General features: G+C 68.1%; 17 protein-coding genes. All 17 read right to left on the bottom strand.

Translation table 11 applies throughout. From position 1 onward, the window contains the following. Positions 1-32: 32 nt before the first annotated feature. A complete protein-coding gene (locus tag ABD301_RS36850; protein ID WP_344314763.1) occupies positions 33-509 on the bottom strand; it encodes a pyridoxamine 5'-phosphate oxidase family protein in 477 nt (158 codons plus the stop codon). Then, positions 506-1,987 (bottom strand): MFS transporter, encoded by a 1,482-nt coding sequence (locus ABD301_RS36845; protein WP_344314762.1) that lies wholly within the window; start codon positions 1,985-1,987, stop codon positions 506-508. The genes ABD301_RS36850 and ABD301_RS36845 overlap by 4 nt, the downstream gene beginning before the upstream one ends. Next, positions 1,984-3,042, bottom strand: coding sequence for a class I SAM-dependent methyltransferase (locus tag ABD301_RS36840; protein WP_344314761.1), 1,059 nt, complete (start codon positions 3,040-3,042; stop codon positions 1,984-1,986). Before ABD301_RS36840 ends, ABD301_RS36845 begins: the two co-directional genes overlap by 4 nt. Before the next feature lie 11 nt (positions 3,043-3,053). Continuing rightward, positions 3,054-4,277: a cytochrome P450 gene (locus ABD301_RS36835; RefSeq protein ID WP_344314760.1), complete on the bottom strand. Its 1,224-nt coding sequence runs from the start codon at positions 4,275-4,277 to the stop codon at positions 3,054-3,056. Further along, the gene (locus ABD301_RS36830) at positions 4,274-5,737 is read right to left on the bottom strand and encodes an aldehyde dehydrogenase family protein (protein ID WP_344314759.1); all 1,464 of its coding nucleotides are present in this window, start codon (positions 5,735-5,737) and stop codon (positions 4,274-4,276) included. The genes ABD301_RS36835 and ABD301_RS36830 overlap by 4 nt, the downstream gene beginning before the upstream one ends. Next, entirely contained in the window at positions 5,734-6,936 is a 1,203-nt protein-coding gene (locus ABD301_RS36825; protein WP_344314758.1) for a cytochrome P450, read from the bottom strand. Before ABD301_RS36825 ends, ABD301_RS36830 begins: the two co-directional genes overlap by 4 nt. A gap of 350 nt (positions 6,937-7,286) precedes the next feature. Next, positions 7,287-7,658, bottom strand: coding sequence for a hypothetical protein (locus tag ABD301_RS36820; protein ID WP_344314757.1), 372 nt, complete (start codon positions 7,656-7,658; stop codon positions 7,287-7,289). A gap of 16 nt (positions 7,659-7,674) precedes the next feature. After that, complete coding sequence (locus ABD301_RS36815; protein ID WP_163569641.1) at positions 7,675-8,310, bottom strand: class I SAM-dependent methyltransferase; 636 nt, start codon at positions 8,308-8,310, stop codon at positions 7,675-7,677. Positions 8,311-8,321: 11 nt separating this feature from the next. Then, on the bottom strand, positions 8,322-8,963 hold the full coding sequence (locus tag ABD301_RS36810) for a flavin reductase family protein (protein WP_163569642.1): 642 nt from the start codon (positions 8,961-8,963) through the stop codon (positions 8,322-8,324). Between the two features lie 10 nt (positions 8,964-8,973). Next, complete coding sequence (locus ABD301_RS36805) at positions 8,974-10,038, bottom strand: hypothetical protein (RefSeq protein WP_344314756.1); 1,065 nt, start codon at positions 10,036-10,038, stop codon at positions 8,974-8,976. Positions 10,039-10,126: 88 nt separating this feature from the next. Continuing rightward, positions 10,127-10,753, bottom strand: coding sequence for a 4'-phosphopantetheinyl transferase family protein (locus ABD301_RS36800; RefSeq protein WP_344314755.1), 627 nt, complete (start codon positions 10,751-10,753; stop codon positions 10,127-10,129). Positions 10,754-10,757: 4 nt separating this feature from the next. Further along, positions 10,758-11,399, bottom strand: a complete 642-nt coding sequence (locus ABD301_RS36795) for an O-methyltransferase (RefSeq protein WP_163569645.1) — start codon at positions 11,397-11,399, stop codon at positions 10,758-10,760. After that, positions 11,396-16,696 (bottom strand): SDR family NAD(P)-dependent oxidoreductase, encoded by a 5,301-nt coding sequence (locus ABD301_RS36790; RefSeq protein ID WP_344314754.1) that lies wholly within the window; start codon positions 16,694-16,696, stop codon positions 11,396-11,398. The genes ABD301_RS36795 and ABD301_RS36790 overlap by 4 nt, the downstream gene beginning before the upstream one ends. A 12-nt stretch (positions 16,697-16,708) precedes the next feature. Further along, positions 16,709-18,397, bottom strand: a complete 1,689-nt coding sequence (locus ABD301_RS36785) for a fatty acyl-AMP ligase (RefSeq protein WP_344314753.1) — start codon at positions 18,395-18,397, stop codon at positions 16,709-16,711. After that, complete coding sequence (locus ABD301_RS36780; RefSeq protein ID WP_344314752.1) at positions 18,387-19,667, bottom strand: LLM class flavin-dependent oxidoreductase; 1,281 nt, start codon at positions 19,665-19,667, stop codon at positions 18,387-18,389. The genes ABD301_RS36785 and ABD301_RS36780 overlap by 11 nt, the downstream gene beginning before the upstream one ends. A 13-nt stretch (positions 19,668-19,680) precedes the next feature. Continuing rightward, positions 19,681-22,989: a non-ribosomal peptide synthetase gene (locus ABD301_RS36775; protein WP_344314751.1), complete on the bottom strand. Its 3,309-nt coding sequence runs from the start codon at positions 22,987-22,989 to the stop codon at positions 19,681-19,683. After that, entirely contained in the window at positions 22,986-24,047 is a 1,062-nt protein-coding gene (gene gntD / locus ABD301_RS36770) for a guanitoxin biosynthesis L-enduracididine beta-hydroxylase GntD (RefSeq protein WP_344314750.1), read from the bottom strand. Before gntD ends, ABD301_RS36775 begins: the two co-directional genes overlap by 4 nt. Between the last annotated feature and the right edge of the window lies 1 nt (position 24,048).

Here is a 24,048-nt window from a genome sequence, read left to right as displayed (position 1 = left end):
GTTGAAAGCTCGTTTATTTTCCCGCAATAGGGTTAGAAAGTCCATTTCGTGTTGGTGCCGTGAAAAACCGACCCGCCGTCCACAAATGTCGGACTGGCGAGCCACCCAAAGGCGACCCGTGGCCGTACGGCATAAAACTCCGGCATCGTCGCGGTCGTCATCGGCTCGGCATACTTCCGCTCGTACGCGACCGCGATCCGCTCCAGGACCGCGGCATCGCCGGCGTGCTCCGCGGTGCCTTCCAGGATCACCAGCTCGGTGGCACTTTCGGTGTGGACACACACTTCTGGGCTGTGTGCGAGGTTTCCGACCGCGAGTGAGCCGGTACTGAAATACACGGTCTCCTCGATCGTCACACCCCAGACCGGCCGGCTGTGTGGCCGGCCGTCGGGTCGAGTGGTGGCAATCCAGTAATGCATGCAATCAGTGAGCGTCCGCACCGCCCAGCTCCACGGCAGCAGCACCGGATCGGCGTGTCCACCGAACATCCGGGGCCGGCTGGGCTTCACGAGTGGCTGCCCTCCGGCGTACGGCCAACGTTCGCGACCGGTGTTCGGGCTGGCTGCGGCAGGGCGAACGTCAGCACCAAGACGATCGCGAACGCGACCAGCGTACTGATGATGGTCAGGCGTACGGCCGACGTGTACGCGAGCGCCGTTCCGCCACCGGCCGCACTGAAGAAGATCACTCCGAACAGCGCCACGCCGACCGCGCCGGCGACGATGTTGACGTTGTTCAGTACGCCGGACGCGGCTCCCGCGTCCGCCGACTTCGAGGCACCGAGGATGACGTTGACGAGCGGCCCCACCAGCATGCCCAGGCCCAGTCCGGCGATCAGCAGGGCCGGCGCGACCAGCCAGCCGCTGGCCAGCGGGACGGCCGCGAAACCGATCGTGACCGCCAGCGCGGCCATCCCGACACACACCACCGCGGCGCCGAGGGTGAGCAGCGTACGACCGAGTTTGGGCGCCAACATCGCGGATGCGATCGACGTGATCATCGAACCGACCGCGAAGGGCACGGTGGTGATACCGGCCGCGAGCGGCGAGTAGCCCACCCCCAGCTGCAGGTAGATCGAGAAGAAGAACACCAGCGGTGTGAAGCCGGCGAAGACCACCAGGGTGATGAGCAGCCCGACACTGAACGCGCGGTCGTGGAACAGCGTCATCGGCAGCAGCGGCGACCGCTGTTGCTCGGTCAGCCGTGACTCCCACCACCAGAACGCCACCAGCGCGGCGATCGCGAGGACGCCACCGATCCACGCCCAGGCCGGCCAGCCAGCCTGCCGCCCTTGTACGAGCACGCCGACCAGCAGCACCAGCGCGACCGCGATCAGCACCACCCCGACCAGGTCCAGCCGTACCTTCCCGGTCGCCTTGGACTCGGGCAGGAAGCGTGGCGCGAGCAGCAGCACGGCGATCCCGATCGGTACGTTGACCAGGAAGATCGGCCGCCAGCCAAGGCCGCCGAGGTTGGCTTGCAGGATTCCACCGCCGACAAACGGGCCGAGCAAGGTCGGCAGCCCGAGCGTCAGCCCGTACAGCCCGAACGCCTTCGCCCGGTCACCCGGGTGGGAGCCGGGCGGGAACAACACCTGCATGACGGCCAGGACCTGCGGCAGCATCAGCGCCGCGGTGATGCCCTGCAGGCCGCGGGCGAGGTCCAGTTGCAGGCCGGACTGGCACAGTCCACAAAGGATGGACGCGAGGATGAAGCCGACCATGCCGATCATGAACGAGCGCTTGCGGCCGATGATGTCGCCGATCCGGCCGCCGGTGATCAGCAGCGCCGCGTACGCGAGCAGGTAGGCCGCGAGCACGAACTGGATCTGCGCGTCGGTGGCCTGCAGGTCCCGTTTGATCAGCGGGATCGCGACGTTGGTGATGGTCCCGTCCAGCAGTTGCATGAAGGACGCGACCAGGACGACGACCAGCGCGACCCAGCGACCGGAGCCGGTTCGGGGCACGGTGGTTTCGGCGGCGCTCATCGGTGGGCCTCCTCATGATCGGGGGTGGGATCCAGCGGCCGGCGGGCTGCCACCAGGGCGGTCCACGGGACGCTGAACAAGCGGTGGTTGCGTACCTTTTCCATCCTCCGGTGAGCCAGCCATTCTCGCAGCTCAGGAAGGGTGTACGTGCCACCCGTACCAGGGTCGAACAGGCGCAGGTTGGTCAGCTCGACGACGGCTCTGGCCGCTCCGCTGCGCACCGACCGGCGCATCTGGTCGAGGATCACCAGCTGCCCACCCGGCGCGAGGGCGGCGCGGGCCCGGTCCAACAGCGCCAGCTTGCGCTCCAGCGGATAAGCGTTCAGAAGATTGAAAAGCAGCACAGCGTCGTAGCCGGTGCCCCAGTCGTCGGTCCAGAAGTCGCCGGTCCGAAGCTCCACCCGGTCGGCGACCCCTTCTTCCGCTTGCACCGCGACACTGCGCTTCAGTACGTCTTCGGTGTCCAGAACAGTCGCTCGCATTTCGCTGTGTTTCTCGACAAATCGGGCAGCGAAAACACCGTGGCCGCCACCGATGTCCAGCAGCCTTCGAGGTGGCTTCGCAAAGGAGATTCGGCGTACGACCTCGTCGGCGGCGAACCGCGCGTTGCTGACCATCCCGGCGAAGTTCTCGTCGGCGGAGTCGCCGGCCACCCACGTACGACTGCCCGGGTCACCCGCCTCGCCCCGCAGCCGGGCCGGCAGGTCGGACCAGCCGTCGGCGGCCATCCATTCGTAAAAGTCCACCCCCGCGGAGAATTTCGGCATCCAGCGGGCCGCCATCGCGGTCGGCTCGTACGCACCGGCTCGCGATCGTGCGTAGCCGATCGACTCGAGCGCGTCGAGCAACGTCTCGGTGCCGCGCGGGTCCAGGTCCAGCTTCGCGGCGAGATCCTCGGCCGTACGCGGACCGTGGTCCAGCGCCTGGAAAATCCCGACCCGTACGGCCACGAACACCGCCCGCAGGCCCAACGCACCGACGTAGTCCAGCACCGGTCCGGGCGCGGCGTTCAGCCCGAACGCGACGCGCTCGGTCGGTGAGGTGGGCGTGGGCATCAGGTGTCCCTTCAGAATTCCAGCGGCAGCGAGTCCAGGCAGCGCAACACGAAGGTGTCCCGGTAGCGAGCGCCCTCATCGGCGATCCGCAGCTCCGGGCAGCGTTCGATGATCTTGCCGATGGTGATCTGGCCCTCGGCCCGCGCCAACGCCGGTCCGAGGCAGAAATGCCGGCCGAGCGAGAAGGACAGGTTGGGCAGGGTCGGCCGGGTGACGTCGAACCGCTCCGGGTCCGGCCAGCGCTCGGCGTCCCGGTTGGCGGCCGCGATCACCAGCACCACCGGGCAGCCGGCCGGGATGACCGCGTCCCGGACCTTCAAGTCGGTCAGCGCCATCCGCTGGGTGAGCTGGGTCGGCGGATCCCATCGCAGGCTCTCGTCGATCGCCGGTGCGATCAACGACGGGTCGCGGCGCAGCAGCTCCAGCTGGTCCGGATGCCGCAGCAGCGCGTGGATCCCGTTGCAGATCAGGTGCACGGTGGTCTCCGTGCCGGCGCCGACCAGAAGCACCGTGGTCGACATCAGCTCGTCCTGGCTGAGCCGGCCACCTTCCTCCTCCACCTGGATCAGCTCGGAGATCAAGTCGTCGCAGGGCTGGCGGCGGCGCTCGTTGATCAGTGCGGTCAGGTAGTCCTTGCCTTCGCGCATGGTCTTTTCCTGCTGGGCGATCGCGTCCGGCGGCGCGTCCAGGCGCATGTCCATCGACGCGGACATGTCCTTGGACCAGGCCAGAAACTTGGCCTGGTCGGCGCGCGGTACGCCGATCATGTCGCTCATGACCCGGAAAACCAGCGGATAGGCGATGTCCCAGACCAACTCCATCCGCCCGTTCGGCATCACCTCGTCGAGCAGCTCGTCGGCCACCTCGGCGATCCGTGGCCGCATCCGCTCGACCACCTTGGGGGTGAAGGCCTTGGACACCAGCTTGCGCAGCCGGGTGTGGTCCGGCGGGTCCAGGAACAGGAAAGACGGCCGGCCGGTGATGGTCTGCGGCAGCCTTAATACGCCATTTTCCACCAGCCGCTGGTAAACCGGCGACTTGGTGGAGTCGCTGCCGGCGTCCGGATGGCGCAGGATCGCCTCGCAGTCGTCGTACCTCGTGACGTACCAAACGTCGACGCCAGGCACCCGGCCGGTCGGCGCTTCGGTGCGCAGGCGCTCAAAAAACGGGTACGGGTCGGCCCGATAGACGGGGTCGAACGGGTTGAAGGCCAGTGGCTCGGTCTCGGTGCTCACGGTTGTCCTTCCGGCGCGACCAGCAGCGACTTGATCTCCACGAACGGTTCCAGGCCGAACTTTCCGCCGGCCCGGCCGTAACCCGACTGGCGATAGCCGCCAAAGGGTGCCAGCGGGTCGAAAACTCCTCCATTGATCTCCACCTGGCCGACCCGGAACCGGCGGGCCAACCCGAGCGCGCGATCGGTGTCCGCGGTCCAGACACTCGCGGCGAGTCCGTACGACGTGTCCATCGCGATCGCGATACCTTCTTCTTCGCTGTCGTACGGCAAAATGGCGAGGACCGGCCCGAAAATCTCCTCGCGGGCAATGGTCATCTCCGGGCGTACGTCCGAAAACACCGTCGGGGCAACGAAATGTCCACGGTCCAGCCCCGCCGGTCGATCCGGCCCGCCGACCACCAACCGGGCACCTTCGTAGAGTCCACTGTGGACATAGCGAAGGACGCGATCGCGCTGGCCGGCCGAGGCCAGTGGGCCAAGTTTGCTGGCCGGGTCGAACGGGTCGCCGACCGGACAGTCGGCGATCGTCGTACGCGCCAACTCCTCCACCTCGGTTAGTCGCTCACGTGGCACCACCAGCCGGCTGAGCGCGCTACACACCTGGCCGGAGTTGAGGAATGCCTTGAAAATCCCGTCCGGCACAGCCTTTTCGAAGTCGGCGTCGGGGAACAGCAGGTTGGCGGATTTTCCGCCGAGCTCGAGGCTGACCCGCTTGACTCCGCCGGCGGCGAGTTCGGCGACCCGCCGGCCCACCCCGTCCGAACCGGTGAAGGACACCATGTCCAGGTCGGGGTGGCAGATGATCGCCTCGCCGGCCTCGCCGCGGCCGGACACCAGGTTGAAGACGCCCGGCGGCAGCCCGCATTCGTCGATCACCTCAGCCAGGGCGAAGGCGGCCAGCGGTACGAGGTCACTGGGCTTGACGACCACCGTGCAGCCGACCGCGAGCGCGGCTGCCGCTTTGCTGGCGATCTCGGCCAGCGGGAAGTTCCACGGCGTGATCGCCCCGACCACGCCCACCGGCTCCCGCCAGACGATCGACTGCGCGAGTCGCTCTTGGAAGGGAAACTCGCGGGCCATCCGTGCGGTGATCGCGAAAGTCTCCGCTGGCATCGCGACCTGGGTGAGGGCGCACAGGTCGTGCGGCATGCCGAGGTCATGGGTGATCAGCTCGGTCAGCGCCGGCATCCGGGCGTACAAAGCCGCGCTGATTCGCTCCAGCGCGGCCAACCGTTCCTCGAGCGGGGTCGCCATCCAGTCTGGGAAAGCTGCGCTGGCGGCCCGTACGGCCCGGTCCGCGTCGGCCTTGCCGGCCATCGGGATCCGGCCAATCTGCAGCTCGGTGGTGGGGCTGTGCACGGCCACCGAGCTGCCGATGCCCGGCTCGACGGGCGGCACCCACTCGCCGCCAATGTAGAGGCGGTCGTAGTCGGTGCCTACCGCGGCCGTGCTGGTCATGCCCGGGCTACCGGAAGGTTCCGCAGCCCACGCAAGGTGGCGCTGGGGCGTACGACCGGTTCGCCATCCAGCCGCAACAACGCGTTGCGGCTGGTCAAGACCGACAGCACCACCCGCGCCTCCAGCCGACCGACCATCGAGCCCAGGCACGAGTGGCTGCCGCGGCCAAAGCCCAGATGCGGGTTCGGATCGCGGTCCAGGTGCAGCACGTCCGGGTCGGGGAAGGCAAGCGGGTCCCGGTCACCGGCGCCGATCATCGCGATGACGATCTGGCCGCGCTCGATCGGCGTGCCGCCGAGCGTGGTGTCCTGCGTACAGGCCCGGCTGAGGGCGTGGACGGGACCGCCGAAGCGGACCAGTTCCTCGACCGCCGGATCGATCGGGGCGCCGTGCAGCAGTGCCGCCATCGCCGCCGGCTGCCGGATCAGCGCGGCCACCGCGTTGCCGAGGAACCGGCTGGGCACCTCGAAGCCGGCGTGGAAGAACGCCCGGATCGAGTTCACCAGAACGGCCTTCTCCACCCCGCCTTCTTGCTGGTGCTCGGCCAGATATTCGATCGCACCGCCCGGTGGCGGGTCGTCCAGCCATGACTCGACCAGCGCATTGAAATGCTGCCGGGCGCGCAGGCCCGGCCCTTCCAGTTCGGCGTCGACGCCGCTGTCCATGCTGGCGTCCAGCTCACGGTTGAGCCGGTGGAAAGTCTCGTCTTCGGTCGGCGGGGTCACGCCCAGCACCGCGGTGATCGCGGCCATCGTGAACCAGTCGCTGAAGTCGGCGACGAAGTCGAAGGAACCACGATCCAGCAGCCCGCCGAGCCGCTCGGTGGCGATCCCGGACAGCGCCGCCTCGATGGCCGGCAGGTCGAGCGTACGCATGGTGGCCAGGCCCAGGTGCCGCAGCGGAGTGTGGTCCGGCGGGTCCAGGGTCTGCAGGCTGAGCAGGGTCGGCGGAGTCGCAATGCCGATCCGCCGAAAGTCGGTGCCGAACCGGTCCGAGTCGCGGAGCACCTCCTGGCATTCGGCGTGCCCGGTCAGCACCCAGGAGTTCAGCTGGTCGTGCCAGTAGACGCGAGCGTGGTCACGCATCCGTACGTAGGCCGGGTAGGGGTCGGCGAGGACTGCTTCGGACAGCGGGTCGAACAGCGGATCACTCAGGACCCGCTCCTGCCGCGCCGGCCATTGCACCGCGGTGTCAGTCATGATCGCTTCCTTCTGATGAGAGGTCTGGGGCCGTGGCCCGGTGCTGTCACCGGGCCACGGCTATGCGTCGGATCAGTGCAGGTAGCGCATGGCTCCCACCTCCTCCGCTCGGCCGACGGGCGTTGCCCACTCGTCCGCGGGTAGCTCTCCGGATGACGAGCGGTCGGCGCGGCCGAACCTCCGGAGCGGCCCGGCCCCGCCTGCAAGCTCGGGCCCGGCCAAAACATAAGTTCGCGGGCGGGTCCGGCGGATCTGCTACGAGCGGACATTCGACCCGGTGCGTCTTGCCGGGCACCGGAAGGTGTACGGAATCCGGACGACCGACGCCCTCTGTGCGGCCTTTGCGAGGTTCACAACAAGCCGTGATCGCGCATCTTGCCGGCGTGTACGTCGATGCCTTCGGCGATCGCCCTGGGTGCGCCGCCGGCCCAGAGGGCCACTTGTACGTCCTGGACGACCAGCATCCCGTCCTGCAGCAGGTCCTCGAAGTCGTCCTCGGCGAGCAGCGCGGCCAGCCGGTCCAGTTGGCCGGTCAACATCAGCGTGTCCCGGTTCGGACCGGTCTTGGACACGTAGAGCTGGGAGTCCTCGATCCTTCCCTCCCCCCGCAGCTGCTCCACGTACCCGAGCGCCTGCTTGAGGACTCGCAACATGCCGGCCTCCCGGCCGGGGATGGCGGCGCCCCACGACACCACCACAGCACCAGTTTTTATCGACGCCACTGGAATTCCTCTCGCGTCAGGCAGAACGCGGGCGGGCTCGCCCGTGCAGATGGGGGCGGATCAGCGGCGGCAGCTCGTCGATCCGCTCCGAGGTCAGGTCTGTCGTGTCGAAGCCGGCCCGGTCGAAGGCCGCGAGGGTGCGCCGGTTCGGCCGACACCCGCCGCCGAAGAAGGACCACGGCCCCGCCATCCGGTCCTGCCAGCGGCCCAACGACTCCCCGTCGCCGGCGCGTACGTGTTCCAGTACGAGCAGCTCACCGGTCGGCTTCAGGACGCGGCGGGCCTCGGCCAGCACCGCGACCGGGTCGCTGACCGTACACAGCACCAAGGTGCACAGGACCGTGTCAAAGGACGCGTCGTCGAACGGCAGGTGCTCACCGCTGGCGTTGACCAGCTGCACCGGCATCGACAAATCGGCGGCCCGGCGCGCACAGATCTTGCGCATCGAGGGGTCCGGCTCGACACCGACCACCTCCTTGACCGCGACCGGCAGATGCAGCAGGTCATAGCCGGGACCGAGGCCGATTGCGAGCAGCCGCCCGCTGGCCGGTTCCAGGATCTGCTGGCGCAGTTTCCCGTAGCCGGAGCGTTCGACGAACGCGGTCACGAAGTCGTACCAACGGGAGAAGATCGGGTGCCGGCTTCTGCTCATCGCGGTCTCCTTTACTGAGCCAGGGCGTGGTCGGCCGGTGCTTCTTCTGGGGTGAGTTCGGCCGACAGCGCGCCGTAACGCCTGCTCAGCCGTACGACCGGGTCATAGAGCGCGGGCGCCACCCGGCCGTCGGACCAGACCGACCGGTGGACGTGGATGTGCACCACCCGGCCGACCACCACGTGCCCGTTGCCGGCCGGCGCGTGCCACACCAGCACGCATTCCAGCTGCGCCTTCGCCTCCGCGACCCGGGGCGGCCGTACGCGTTGCGACGGCTCGGCGGTGACGCCGCAGAGGTCAAACTCGCTGCTGTCGTCCGGTGGCGATTCGGCCGTCTTGTCCAGCGCCCCCAGCTGGCCGCGGCCGGCGAGGTTAACCACGAATTCACCATTGTCTCTGACGTTTCGCAGAGTGTCTTTTGCGCCAATCGAAGAAAACATCACGTGCGGCGGATCGTCCGCGACCAGGTTGAAATACGAATAGGGAGCGAGGTTCAGCCGGCCGTCCGCGCCGATCGTGGACACCCAGGCGACCGGCCGCGGCACCACCAGCGAGCCGATCAGTGTGTACGTGTGCTGGCTGGCCCATTCCTCGGGGTCCAGCTCCAGATCCGCGCCGAGCTCCGGCGGCGGCTCGGGATGGGACGAAAACATCGCGCTCCTCCTAATCGGCGTAACTCAGCAGTGGGTCGCCGTAACGGACCAGCGGCCGGTAGCGAGCGGCCCGCTGGTGCCGCATCTGCCGCAGCGTCGCTACCGCGTTCTCGCTGCCGCGCTCCTGCTGGACGAGCGAGCGATCGGCGCGTACCAGCGCGTCAGCGACACAGACGTGCCGCTCGATGTCGAGCAGGTCCGCGTCGAGCAGTTCCTCCCGAGCGGTGGCGAGCGCGGGCGAGCGCGCGTGAAGCTCGTCGTACGGCTGGTCCAGGACGTCCAGCAGGGCACCCAGGCCACGCCGGTACGCGCGGTGTTCTGGCTGCATGCGGCCGGTCAGCTCGGTCGGCGCGGCCGGCGGTGACATGGTGGGGCGTACGACATCGCGGTAGTAGTCGCGGGACAACGCGGCCGAATGCGCCATCGCCGCGGTGAGCGCGCGGACGTACTCGGCGGCGACTCTTAACGACTCGGCCGCGGCTTGCCAACGCCGTTCGCCGAGTGCGCCAATGGCCAGCCGGATGTGGTCCGCGGCCCGTACGTTGAAGAGGAAGTAGAGATGGTGGGTGACGATCCACCGCTCCAGGCCGTCGCCGTCCGGACGATAGTCGACCAGCGGCCCGTTCTCGTGCTTTCCTTTTGCGCCGGCCGAAGTCAGCGCCAACCGCATCCCGGTTGCCTCGGCCGCGATGTCGTTTCCGTCCACTGTCGCGAATCCGAGGTCGACGAGTGCTCGGTAGACGATGGCGGTCGCGTGTACGGCCGCATCTCGTGCTGACACTTTTCCTCTTCGTACGCCGAAATACTCGTGGACGTGGAAGTCCGCGGGCATCCGCTCGCCGTTGTCCACTGGCCCGGCGCAGGTCTGCGCGACGAGCAGCCGGCGGCACTCGCGTACCGCGATCGGCAAGGCCGCGTCCAGGCCGATCCGCCGGTCCGGCTCGGCGGCCAGCCGGCTGAGCCGGTCGAGCGCCACGGCCACCGTCGCGGCACCCGAGATCGGTTCCAGCACCTCGGTCGTCGCCGGCAGAACCACCAACGGAACCCTCGGCGCCGCTCGTACGCTGCTGCCCACCGCCATCACCTCATGCCGCAGGCTATGTCCTCCCCGAGCCAAAAATGGGGCCCCTTGACCGGCAGCACCGGCCGGGTGCGGTTGCCGATCAACGGCAGAGCGCCGGCAGCCACGCGGCCGTCGCCTGGAGGTCGTCGACCGCTTGGTGGGCGCCGGTCACACCTGACCACCGTCCACTGTGGACGGTGAAGGTGTGGCCGGCGAAGATCAGCTCGAGGTCGTGGAAACCCAGCCAGTCGCCAGTCGCCGGATAGACGGCCTTGAAGACGCTTTCCTTGGCGCTGAACACCAGCCGCAGTCGCTGCGACGGGCTGTCTCCGGCGAGGCACCAGGCCTGCTCGGACGGGACGCACACGGTTTCCAGCATCGACTCCAGTGGCGGTCTTCGGCATTCGACGTCGATGCCGAGGCCCGCGTACGCCCGGCCACCTGCGACCGCGGCCGCGACGTACGCGTCCGAATGGGTGATGCTGCCGACCACGCCAGCCGGCCAGAGCGGCTCGCGGCGAGGACCCGACCCGATCACCGACAGGTCCATCCCGAGTGCCGCCAGCGCCCGGTGCGCACACCGGCGGCCGGCCGCGAATTCCCGTTGTCGCCGCGAAACCGCGCCGCATACCAGGGCCCGCTCGTCGGTCGCGATCGGCACGTCCGGCGCGCCGATCGCGCCTTCGACAACCACCACGCCGACGGGTACGACGCTGCCAACCAGCATCCGGTCAGGCGCGCCGGATGACGGTCAGGCCGTCTCGTACGGTCAACAGCGTGCAGCGCAGCCGCGGGTCAGCGGCAACCGCGGCGTTGAACGACCGCAAGGCGTGCGTGTCCGGGTCGGCACTGTCGGCGTTGAGGACATCGCCGTTCCACAGCGTGTTGTCCGCCAGCATCAAACCGTTGGGTGACAGTTTTTCCAGTACGGCCTCCAAATAGTCGGGGTATCCGGTTTTGTTCGCGTCTATGAATGCCAGGTCGAAAGGTCCGTCGAGGCTCCGTACGGTATCCAGCGCCGGGCCTTCCTCGACGGTGATCCGGTCCGCGAAGCCGTTCTCCGCGATGCGCTTTCGCGCGAAGGTCGCGTGTTCGGGATTCAGCTCGCAGGTGACGATCCGCCCGCCGGGCGGCAGCGCCGGCGCCATCGACAGCGCCGAATATCCGCTGAAAGTCCCGATTTCCAGCACCAGCCGGGGTCGCATCGCGAACACCAGCAGCTCCAGGAAACGGCCCTGCACCGGACCGGACATCATTTGCGGGTCCACCAGCGCCTCGTGTGCCTGCGCCGCCAACTCGACCAGGTGGGGCGCATCCGGGGTGGTGTGCGCGGCGACGTAATCCTCAATTCCCGGCAGGGTTACCGGCTTCATGACTCGCTCCTGGAGGTCGGGGACCCGAGCAGTCGGGCCGCTTCGTCGTCGGTCATCCGTTCCAACCGGCGGATCTGCTCCTGCTCGGCCAGTCCGGCCAGCGCCGCCACGGTGAATCTCTCGAACGCCCGCTCCGGGTCGAGCGTGACGCCCAGTGCCCGGTTGATCTCGACCAGGATCTGGTTGCCGAACACCGAATCCCCGCCGAGCTCGAAGAAGTTGTCGTTCGCGCCGACCGGCTCGATGCCCAGCGACTTCTGCCAGATGGCGGCGATCCGCCGGGCCACCCCATCGGCCGGCGGCTGGTACGGCGTGGTCAGCTCCGGCCGGGCGCCGGAACCCACTCCGATGCTTTTCAGCGACCGTACGCTTTCGTCGGCCACCTCGGTGAAAAACGCCGTTCCCAGCGAGGCCGGATAAAACTGCAGCAAATCGCGGATATCAAAGGGAAGCACCACTGCGTGAACCGCTGGGCCGGTCGCCAGCCGCTCGAATTCGTCCAAGCCCTGGCGCGGTGAGATCGAGCTGATCCCAGCGCCGCCGGCCATCCCCTCCCCCAGCTCTGAGGCCGCCCACGGCCCCCAGCCAATGCTGACCGCCGGGAGTCCCTCGCTCTGCCGGAAAGCCGCCAGCGAGTCGAGATACGCGTTCGCCGCCGCATAGTTCGCCTGGCCGGGTGAGCCCAGCACGCTGGCAGCACTGGAAAACGCGACCCAGAAGTCGAGCGGATCATCCCTGGTGAGCTGGTGGAGATGCCAACCGCCGGCCATTTTCGGCGCCAGCACTCGGCTTAACGAGTCACCGGTCAGTTCCAGCAGGGCACCATCTTCGAGCACGCCAGCCGCGTGCACCACACCTCTGATGGAACCTTTCACCCGCAGCTCAGCAAGAACTCCCGCGAGCGCCGGTTCGTCTGCCACATCGGCTTGTAGTGCGACAACCCTTTCGCCACCGGCCCGCAAGACTGGCGCTGCCGTGTCTTTCAGCGGACCGCGCGAGATGAGCGCGACCGTACCGGCGCCACGTTCGAGCAGCCGACCGGCCACTGCCAGACCGAGCGCGCCACTCCCGCCGGTGACGACGTACACACCGTCGCCGTCGAGGTTCAGCCGTCCCGATGCCCTCTCGGCGAGACCGAGCCTTCGGACATATCGCTGGCCGGCTCGGTACGCGACTTCGGTGTCAATGCTGGCAATCACCGCCGGGTCGCTGGTCCGTGGCGCCGGTACGAGCTCACCCAGCAAATCGGCCGCCGCGTCCTTGGCGCAGGCCGCCGGGTCGAGATCCACGCAACGAATGGGAAGTGTCGGGTTCTCCATCGGGGATGTCTTGCACAGACCCCACATCGGCGCTGCCGTCGGAACTGTTGTCGGCATGCCGGCCACCGGGTGGCAACCGCGAGTGGCCACCACGATCGTCGGAGTGTTCGCATACGAGGCAACCTGGATCAGCTGAGCCATGCTATGGAGATCCACGTCGTCGTCGAGGCCAGCGAGATGGACTACTCCCGTGTACGTGCCGTTGTCGAATTCGCCGATCACCACGTCGGTGCCACGAGCGGTCAGTTGCTCGGCAAGGGCCGCGCCGACGCCACCTTGATCGGGCACGATCAGCCACCGGCCGGCACCCGCTGTGGTGCGGTCGGCGCGAGCCGCCGGTAACCATCGCAAGTCATAGCGCCAAAGTCCGTCATCCTGTGCGGCAGCTCGGCCGGTCCGCCGGACCCGCAGGCCGTTGATCTGTACGCACGGCTTGCCGTCCGCGTCAGCCAACACGATGTCCGCGGTCAGCTCGTCGCCATCCACCGCACGTACCCGGGCATGCGCCAGGATCGCGTCAGCCGCGTCCGCCCAGCGGGTCACGTCGGCCGCGGAAACTGGCACCGCAGGCCCGTGACCAGCGGATCCGGACCAGCCCGCCGGACTGACCGCGGCGATCAGCTGGATGGCGGCGTCCATCGCGCGCACGCCCGGAAGCTGCTCGGACCCGACCTGAATTTCCGCGAGCGCTTCACCGTCGCCGCCGTACACCGCTGCGAGGCCTCGAAAAGCCGGACCGTACTGCAAACCCTGCTCGGCCAGTGCGGCGTAGACAGCGCCGGCCGGCATCTCCTTCGGGCAACGCGCGCGTACGGCCGCGAGGTCCAGCAGCGGCGCGGGGCCGGCCGCGATCGCTCGTGCGGTAGCGAAACGCGCCCACGGTTGGTCGGTCGTACGAGCGTCGATCGTCACCTCGTACGCGTCATCTCGCGGCTGAAGACTGGTCTGCACTCGCCACCGCGAGCGGTCCAACGTCAGCGGTTTGAGCAGCTGGACTTCTCGCAACGAGTCCCGGCCAACGTGGGCCGCCGCATCCAGCGCCAGCTCCAGATATCCCGCCGCTGGCAACAGAACCGTGCCGCCAACCAGGTGATCCGCCAGCACCGAATCGAAAGACAGCGCGGACTCCCAGACTTTCTGTTCGCCGGACGCAAGATCCACGGGTGCGCCGAGCAGGGGCAGACCGCTGGGGAGCGTACGCTCGGGTCGCTCGATCCAGTGTCTTTCGTGCTGCCACGGATAAGGCGGCAACGACACTGGTGGGCTGGCCGGTCCCAGCCGGTCCCAGCGGACAGTCGCTCCCAGCTCGTACGCGCCGGCCAGCAGCTGCCGGAAGCTGTCCGAGTCGTCGCGGTCGCGGTCGATCGCGTGCAGCACTTCGAAACCATTCGACGCGATCTGGCGGAGGGCTGATCGTAGGACCGGATGGCCACCCAGTTCGACAGTCGCGTCGATGCCGGACAGTCCCGCAACTGCGGCCGCGACCGCGTCGGAGAACCGTACGCGCTCCAGGATTCCCCGCGACCAGTACGAAACGGTCAGCTCACCAGCGGTTACCGGAGCGGCCGTGAGGGCGGACCAGAACGGTACAGCCGGCTCGGCCGACGGCTCCAACTCGACGTGTCCGAGCGCTTCGGCGGCACCCGCCATTCGCGGGCTGTGGAAGGCGTAGTCGACCTTGACCCAACGCGCCAGCACACCGTCGGCGGACAGCCGCGTACGCACCCGGCCGAGTGTCTTGGGATCACCGGACAGCACGCAGGTCCCCGGTGAGTTCACTGCTGCCACCGAGACGTCTGTCAGCTTTTCGGCCTCTTCAGCGGAAATTTCGACGGCCAACATGGCGCCGGCACCGCCAGGAGCGGCCATCGCGAGACCTCTGCGGGCCGCCAGCCCGATACCCGCACCCAGCGGCAGGGCGCCACTGATCACCGCCGCTGAGATCTCTCCGACGCTGTGTCCGACGACGGCGGCCGGCATGACGCCGTATCCCCGCAAAAGCTCGGCCAGCGCGACCTGAACGGCCACCGTGACCGGCTGCGCCACCGAGGTGTCCGCGAGATCGCGTGGGTCGTCGCCACCCAGGACGGCCTCGATGGACCAGTCCATCTCCTCGTCGCAACGCCTGATAACAGAACGAAAAAGCGGCTCGACAGCAAGCAGCCCGCGGGCCATTCCGGCATATTGCGAACCCTGACCGGAGCAGACGTAAAGCAGCCGCGGCTGGCCCGCGGTGGCCGCCGTCGTACGCGGCACCAGCGGCACCGCGGCCGCCAGTCGTTCGGCGGTCGGTGTCGGGACGGCCAGCCGGTACGGGCGATGGTGCGTACGACGACCCGCCGCCGTCCGCGAGATCGCGGTGACATCGCTGGATGTTTCCAACAAATCGACAAAGCGTTGCCTGAGGATCTGCAAGCCTTCGCGCGTACGCGCAGACAACGGCAGCACTGTCCGGCCAGCTTCGGTCTTCAAACCAACCGGCGGGCTGGCCAGCACGGCATGCGCATTCGTACCGCTGAAGCCAAAGCTGCTCACTCCAGCAAGCCGGGCCCCAGGAATTTCGACCGCGTTGGTCGCGACCCGCAGCCGGGCCGCGGCAAAGTCGATATGCGGATTTGGCTCCAGTACGTGCAAGCTCGCCGGCACCCGACCGTGGTGCAATGACAGGCAGACCTTGATCAGCCCGGCCATTCCAGCGGCGGCCTCCAGGTGCCCGATGTTCGTCTTCACCGACCCGATCAGGCATGGGTTCGTACGAGCGCCACCCACCACAGCGCCCAAAGCGGCGGCCTCGATCGGGTCGCCCAACAATGTGCCTGTTCCGTGGCATTCGACGTAATCGACGGTATCCGGAGCAACCCCGCCATCCGCGTACGCGGCGGCCAGCACGGCCCGCTGCGCGGCCGGGTTGGGCGCGGTCAGGCCGTTGCTGGCGCCATCGGAGTTGACCGCGCTTCCCCGTACGAGAGCATAAATCCGATCGCCATTCGCGACCGCCGCCGACAGCGGCCGAAGGACCACCACACCGCAGCCTTCACCACGACCGTAGCCATCAGCACGCGAGTCGAAAGCCTTGCATCGACCGTCTGGTGCCAACATTGCGGCCCGCTGCAGACTGAGGGTCAATTCCGGGTCAAGCAACGCGTTTACACCTGCCACCAGAGCCGTCCCGCAGTCGCCCGCGCGCAGCGCTCGTACGGCCAGATGCAGGGCCACCAGCGAGGACGAGCAGGCGGTGTCGACTCCCAAAACAGGGCCGTGTAGATCAAAAAGATAGGCGATCCGGCCGGCCGCCACCGACCGCGCGCCGCCGGTCGCGGTGTGCCGGTTGATGCCGGCCGGGTCCGCGAGCTGCCGGTTCAGATACTCGGTTTCCGAGATTCCCAGGAAAACTCCGGTATCCGAGCCGCGCAACCGCTCCGGCGGGCTGCCGGCGTCCTCCAACGCCTCCCAGCAGACCTCCAGCAGAAGACGCTGCTGCGGATCCATCCGGTCCGCTTCTGCCGCGGTGAAGCGGAAAAACTGGGCATCAAAGCCGGCCAGGTCCGCGAGCGTACCGGCCGGGGGCAGCCCTGGAGTGCCAGCGCAACGGTCCGGCGGCAGTGGCGACACCGCGTCGACACCGCCGTCCAGCAGCCGCCAGAACGCCTCCGCGTCCGGGGCGCCAGGCATCCGGCAGGCCAGCCCGACGACCGCGATTGGCTCCGATTCTGGGCGTGCCCTCGTACCCGCGACCGCTGGAATCGCGGTGGTCAAAGCGATCGCCAGCTGGGCGATGGTCGGATGGTGGTATCCCACTGTCGGGTCGATGCGCCGGCCGAGCCGCTGTTCCAGCTCACCGGCCAATGCGGTCAGCCGCGCCGAGTCCAGCCCGAGCGCGTTGAACGGTTGGTCGACCGGCACCTCGGAGGCCGCCGCGCCGGTCAACTCGGCGACGCGGTTTGTCAGCCACCGCACCAGATCCGCGGTGTCGCTCATGGCACCTCTCCCTCAGCTGACCACCGCGAACTGGCTCGGATCGCGGTCTTCGAAGAGCACGTCGAGTTGGCCGCTGGTCAGCAGCTGCCGACAGGCCTGCCGCCGCACCTTGCCACTGGTCGTCTTCGGGACTGCCCGCGCCGGCACCAAAAACACCGCCGCGAGAGCCACTTGCTGATCGGCAAGCACCGCTTGTCGTACGACCGCGGCCACCTCAGCGAAATCGTCGCCAGCCGAAGTTTCGGCCACCAAGGCGATTCTCACGTCGTCCAGATGGAAGGCCGCGCAGCCACCTGGCCGGATCAGCCGATGAGCGGCCTGGGCCGCGTCCTCGACCTCGTGTGGTTGGACGTTCCGGCCGCGCACGATCAGCAAGTCCTTGATCCGCCCGGAAAGATACAGAAGTCCATTGTGGACAAAGCCGAGATCGCCGGTACGCAGGAACGGCGTCGGGTCGTCGCCGAGGCGGGCGCCGAGCGACGGATCGGCCGCACCGCCCCAATATCCGCGGACCACACTCGGACCTGCCACCCACACCTCACCGACGGTGTCCGGCGGGAGCGCCACCCGATCGGCCGGATCCACGATCTCCAGCCGTACGCCCGGCGGCACCCGCCCGCAGGTCGCGAGCCGGGTCACCGGTTCACCCGGCACCGGCTCGCGGACCTGGTCGTGCTCGATGCCGTCCCGGTCCACCGCGACCGATTTCGGATCGGTGTTCGTGCAGCCGCTGACGATCAGCGTGCCCTCGGCCAGCCCATAGCAGCCGATCACATTTTCCGGCCGGAGGCCAAAAGGCGCGAACCGCTCTCCGAAACGTTCCACGGTGGCCGGCCGGACCGGCTCGGCACCGTTGAAAGCGACCTGCCAGCAGGACAGATCCAACCCGGCGGCCTGTTCGTCGGTCACTTTACTGACCGCCAGGTCGTACGCGAAATTGGGCGCTCCACTGATAAACCCGTGGTGCGTGGAAACCGCGGACAGCCACCGCACCGGGCGTTGCAGGAAATGCAGCGGGCTCATCAGGTACGCCGTGCCGCCGCTGCTGGCGGCGAGCAGCAGGCCGGCGATCAGCCCCATGTCGTGATACAGCGGCAGCCAGCTCACCGAGGTGCTGCCGGGCGGCACCGCCAGCGCGTGTCCGAGAGCGTCCAGGTTCGCGGCCAGATTTCCGTGACCCACCACCGCGCCCCGCGGAATGCGAGTCGATCCGGACGTGTACTGCAAGAACGCGATGGTTTCCGGACGTACGCCCGGATCCCGCCAGCCGGCCGGGTCGCCGCCAGGGCGGTCCACACGAATGGCCGCCACGCCGGCCGGCAATTCCACCGGAAGGTCGCCGGACAACAGCAGTGCCTCCGCACCGGCGTCCCCGACGATCCGCAGCAGCCGCTCCATCCCAACATCAGGCCGTGGCGGCGCCGGTGCGGCTACCGGCACGGCGATCACGCCCGCATACAGGCAGCCGAAAAACGCTGCCGCGAAGTCCGGATGAGGCTCGGCCTGCAGGATCGCTCGAGAGCCGGCAGCCAGCCGCCCTTGGAGTTGGTCAGCGATCGTACGCGCCCGCACGTCGAGTTCGCCGTACGTGAGCGTGGCGGTCAGATTCTCACCGTCGCCCAGAAACCCGCACGCCACTCGTTCCGGGACCCGCTCGACCTGCTGACGGAAGCGGTTGAGATACGCGGAATCACCGACCATTGCTGCCACCACCGCCGACGTGCAGCCGCCAGAGCGCCGAAGCGTCCACCGAGCGGTTGATGCCCACCTGTTGGTCGGTGGCGCCGTCTTTTTTCCACTGCTGCGGATAGGAAGTGACCGGCGTCAGGTCAGGTTCGTCGATCGCCGGCCGGCGCGCCAACGCGGCCTCGATGTGCGGTGCCAGGTCACGCTCTTTCTGGGCCTGTCGCTCGACATGCCGTTCGTTGAACTCGCCGAGCACCTTCTTTCCCAACAGCCGCAACGAATCGCAAATATGCTCGTGCTGGTAGCCGGCGGCCTGCTGGAGCAGGATCACCTGGTCGACACCGGCTTCCTCCAGGCCCTTGAAGTGCTCGATCGCCTGCTCGGGCGTGCCGACCGCACCGACGCCGGCCATCGGCTCCGGCTCGATTTTCTGGAACTCCTCCCACAGGTTCGTACGCCCCGGGACATGTTCGCCGTGCCGGTAGTAATGTGCCAGCGCCCACTTGAAAAACTGCTGACCGAGCAGCCCACGATCGAGCGCGACCTGCTCGTCCTCGTTGATCATCACACCGGAGAGCATCGCGATGTTCGGGTTCACCGCCTGCCCGATCGGCCGACACTCGCGGGCGAAGGTCTCGTAATACTCGTTGACCCAGTATTTGGCTTCTCCCGCGTCCATGAAGGAAAAAGTCAGAGCACCCATGCCGAGGCGGGCAGCCAACTTGAGGGTGTCACGGTTCGTACAAGCCACCCAGAGCGGCGGATGTGGAGACTGCACTGGCTTGGGCACGATATTTCGCGACGGCATCGAAAAGTGCTTACCGGCATAACCCGGATACGGCTCTGTGCACATCATTTTGGCCGCTTCCCGTACGCACTCGGCCCACATGCTGCGCTTTTCGATGTAGTTGACGCCAAAACCCTCCAGCTCGATGCGGGAGGTGGACTCGCCGGTCCCCCACTCCACCCGGCCGCCACTGACCAGATCCAGCATCGCGATCCGCTCGGCCACTCGGGCCGGGTGGTTGTACGCCGGTGGCATCAGCGTGATGCCATGTCCGATCCGCATCTTGCTGGTGTGTTGGCTCAGCGCCGACAGGAACACCTCGGGTGCGGTGGAATGCGAGTACTCCTCCAGAAAGTGGTGCTCCTGCGCCCAGGCGTACGCGATCCCCGCCTCCTCACCGAGCTCGACCCATTCCAGCGCGTTCTGGACCAGTCGGTGCTCGTCGCCGTCGGCCCACGGTCGGGGCAACTGAAGCTCGAAGAACATGCCGAACTGCATCGGTGCCTCCTGCTCAGATCCGCGCCGCGCCGTCGCCGGCACGCAACAGATGGGTGGTGAGCATGTCGACCGTCTCCTCGGACATCTCCGCGACCAGCCGGCGGATCCGGCCGTCCTCGTCGGTCAGGTGCAGCGACCGGTCCACCTCGGCCTGGACAAGCGCGGCCAGGTGACTCACTGTCGGGTTCACGAAAAGGTCCTGGACGGACAGGTCGACGCCGAACCGGACGCTCAATGCCGCCACCAGTTGCGCGGCGGTGAGCGAATGCCCGCCCAGGTCGAAAAAGTCGTCGTAGAGGCCGACCCGCCGCACCCCAAGCGAGTCGGCGGCGAACCCGGCGACCTCCTTCTCCAGGTCGCTGCCCGGTGCCACGTAAGGTGCCGAGCCGGAGCGGTCGCGACCGGGCTCGGGCAGCGCCTGCCGATCGAGTTTTCCGTTGGCGGTGACGGGAAGTTTCGGCAGGAACGTGAAGGCGGACGGCACCATGTAGTCCGGCAGCCGCAACCGTAACGCGTCCCGGAGCTGCCCCGTGATCTCGGCGGGCGTCGCGGAGGTGTCGGCGGCGAGAACGACGTGGCCCACCAGCCGACCGGGCGGCTGCACCGCGACGGCGGCCTCGGCGACCAGCTCGTGGCCCGCCAGCTCCGCCTCAATCTCCCCCAGCTCGATCCGGTAGCCGCGGAGTTTGACCTGGTCATCGGCCCTGCCGGCGAACTCCAGCGAGCCGTCCTGGCGGCGCCGAGCCCGGTCGCCGGTCCGATACAACCGGCCGCCGGCTGGCCCGTACGGGTCGGGGACGAACCGCTGCGCGGTCAGCTCTGGGCGGTCGTGGTAGCCGCGGGCGAGGTGCGCGCCGGCGATGCACAACTCGCCGTACACGCCGACTGGAACGGGTTCGAGGCTGTCGTCAAGGACGTGCAGCCGTACGCCATCCAGCGGCTCGCCCAGCAACACCGGGCCATCCGTGGTCAACGGCCCACACGACGACCAGACGGTCGATTCGGTCGGGCCGTACATGTTCCATGCCTCATAACGCTCGGCCAGCGAGCTGGCCAGCTCGTCGCCAATCGGCTCTCCACCGCAGAGCGCTCGTACGCGACTGCCGTCGACTCCGCCGGCGCCCTGCAGCAGCCGCCAAGTGGTCGCCACCGCCTGCACGACGGTGACCTGGTGCCGCTCGATGAGCGCGGCCAACCGGCGGCCGTCACGGGCGTCGTCGGCGTCCACGACCACCACCCGCGCGCCGGCCGCGAGCGGCGGGAACAGCTCGGCCACCGACGCGTCGAAGGACAGGCTGGCGATCATCGTCATCGTGTCGTCCGGCCCGAGTCCAGGCCGGCGGCGCATCGCGTACGCGAGATTCGCCAGCGACCGGTGCTCGATCTGGACGCCCTTCGGACGACCGGTCGAGCCCGAAGTGTAGATGACGTAAGCCAAACTCCCACTGTCCACTGTGGACGGCAGCGCTGCCGGTACGTCGTCGCCGTCGATCCAGACCAGCGTTGCCGGCAGTCCGGCGAGCTTGGTGTCGGCAAGTTCCGGTGAGGTGATCACGATCGGGGCGGCCGAGTCCTCGGCGAGATATCCGAGTCTTTCGGCCGGATAGCCAGGATCCAGCGGCACGTACGCGCCGCCGCTGGCCAGCACTCCGAGCGCCGCTACGGCGAGATCAACACTGCGCTCCAGGCAGATGCCGACCCGAGTTTCGGGGCGTACGCCCAAGGAAACCAGCCTTCGCGCCAAGGCGGTCGCGGCTTTGGCCAGCTCGCCGAAAGTCAGTGTGCGGCCTTGCGAGTCGACCACCGCCGGCGCGTTCGGCCGCAGCAGGGCCTGCTCGGCGATTTGCTCATGTACGGGAACAAAGGACTCGCAGGCGGGCTCGCCACGCGACCACTGCTGGAGGCGCACCCGCTCGTCCGGCAGCAACATCGGCAACTCAGTAAGCCGACGGTCAGGCTCAACCACCGCGGTCTCGGCGAGCTGTACGAACCGGTCGACGAACGACTGAGCGGTGGTCCGGTCAAACAAGTCGGTGCTGAAAGCCAGCCGCCCCACAAACTCCGGCCGATCCCAGAGGTGCAGTTCCAGATCAGCTCGTACGCTTCGGGAGCCCAACTCGATGAGCTCGATGTCGAGACCGGCGAAGTCAGCTGGCGCGCTGGCCGGCTGCATCACCAGCGTGGTCTGGAAAATCGCACCTCGCGAAGTGTCTCGCGGCGGGTTGATCTCCTCGACGACTCGCTCGAACGGCACCTCCTGATGCCCGTACGCGGCGGAGCAGGTGCGATGGACCCGGCTGACGAGTTCACCGAAGGTCGGATCGCCGGCAACGTCGGTACGCAACGCCAGCATGTTGATGAAGTTGCCAATCAGCCCGTACGTTTGCGGGTGGCTGCGATGCGCCACCGCCGTGCCGACGGTCAGGTCGGTTTGGCCGCCGAGCCGCGACAGCAGGGTCGTGTAAATCGCGAGCAGCACGGTAAAAGCTGTCGTGTCGCGGGCGCGGGCGAGCGCGCGGATGGCGTCGGACGTACGAGCGCCGAGCTCGATCGGCAACCAGTCTCCGTCGAGCGACAGGATCGCCGGCCGTGGCCGATCCAGCGGCAATTCCAGCGGCGTCAGGTCGTGCAGCCGATCGGCCCAATAGCCCAGGTCAGACTGCCAGTCCTCGGCGCGTACGGCTTCGCGTTGCCAGCTGGCAAAATCCGCGAAGGTGACAGGCAGGGCCTCGAGTGGGGGCTCCTCATTTCGTACGCGTGCCTGATAGCAGGCGGACAGATCGCGCAGTGCGACACCGAGCGACCAACCATCGCCTACGAGGTGATGGACGACTAATCCGATGCAGTCGTGGTCAGGCCCGCGCAACAGCAGGAACCGAGCCGGCGGACCAGTCCGCAGCGCAAAGCGGAGATGGATCGCCTCGTCCATCTTTTCGCGTACGGCAACATCAAAGTCGGCCGAGTCGCGAAGGTCAACGACAGCCAGCTCCGGCGGCAACGCGTCCGTACGCTGAGCAGGACGGCCACTGATCGTCACGACCGCGGTCCGCAAGGTTTCGTGGCGCTGCACCAAATCGGCGACCGCGGTGGTCAGCGCGGCCGGGTCCAGTCGACCGCTGAGCCGGCCGCAGAAGAAAAGGTTGTAGGCAGCTGAGCCGGGCTGCAGTTGCTCCAGGATCCAGAGTCGTTGCTGCGCAAGGGAAAGGGGCGCCGGACCGCGGCTCGTACGGGCCGGGATGTCGCCGGGCGTCTCGGACTCGTCGGTCGCGGCTTCTCGCCACCGGGCCAGAAGTCTGGCCTTGGCCGGGGAAAGATCGGTCATCGCCGCACCTCCACGGGCACACTGTCCAGGACCGTCGCACGCAAGATGCGGGCGTCCACCGGACCACGGGCGGCCCGGGATTTTCGCAGGTCCCGGGTCAGCACCAGCTTCTTCAGCCAGCGATCGCGGCCGTCGTATTTGGCGCGGAACCCACTGCGGCCGTGCACAGCCCGATAGTTGTCAACAAAACACGCGGTGCCCGGGGTGAGCGGCAGCGGCCGGATCGCCTCGCCGAGTTGCTCGACGATCGCGGTGAGCGCCGCGGCGGCCTCCGGATCACCGTCGACCGCGCGCATGAAAAACGGGTCGATGCGCAGGTAAGGCTGGTCGAGCGAGCCAAAAAGGACGGCGGTCGGCGGCGGATGGGTCCAGTCCGCCGGCAGCGGCTCGCCGGCGGCCGCGTCTTCGCGCTGGCGCTGGGTCAAATGCTCGTTGTCCGGCCCGATCACGAACCGCGGCTGCGCCAGCACCTCGCGATGACGCGCGTCCAGTCGTACGGCGTCCACCGGTGCGATCGTGGTCGGCACGAGATCGTCGTTGCGCAGCGCGAAAAGTCCGAGATAGTCGCACCGGTACGGGTGAAAGCCGTCCTCGGTGTGCCAGGCGAGGGTGGTGAGGCTGCCGTGGCCGCTCTGCTCGTGTTCCTGGTTTTTGATCGGCAGCACGTTCTGCACCAGCCGTCCACTTTGCAGGGTGGCCCAGCCAAACGGGTCGCCGATGACGGCGGCCAGCAACAGGAACCAGATCTCCTCGCGGACCGTGCTAGCCGGGTCTCGTTGGGCGGCCCAGTGATCCGGGGTCGGGCCGATCCGGGTGTCGTCGACCGGCAGCCCAGCGACCGCCAGCACCGGCACATGCTCGGCGTCCCGGAACCGGGTCAAGGTGGCCACCAGGTCCGCGGGCAGCCGCCGGTACGCGAGCTGGCGGCAGCCGGCCAGCAGCTGCGGGTCGTCGGCGGCCGGGTAGCGGTCGGTCAGCTCGTCCAGTAGTGGCTCGACCAGGGGCAGATCGGGGGCCAGCTCGTACACCCCGACCCCGGGTGGGAACTCGCTGTCCATA

This window comes from Fodinicola feengrottensis (assembly GCF_039530045.1).
Lineage (GTDB): Bacteria > Actinomycetota > Actinomycetes > Mycobacteriales > HKI-0501 > Fodinicola > Fodinicola feengrottensis.
Note: the sequence above shows the minus strand (reverse complement) of the source record. Positions and strands in the feature narration are given on the sequence as shown.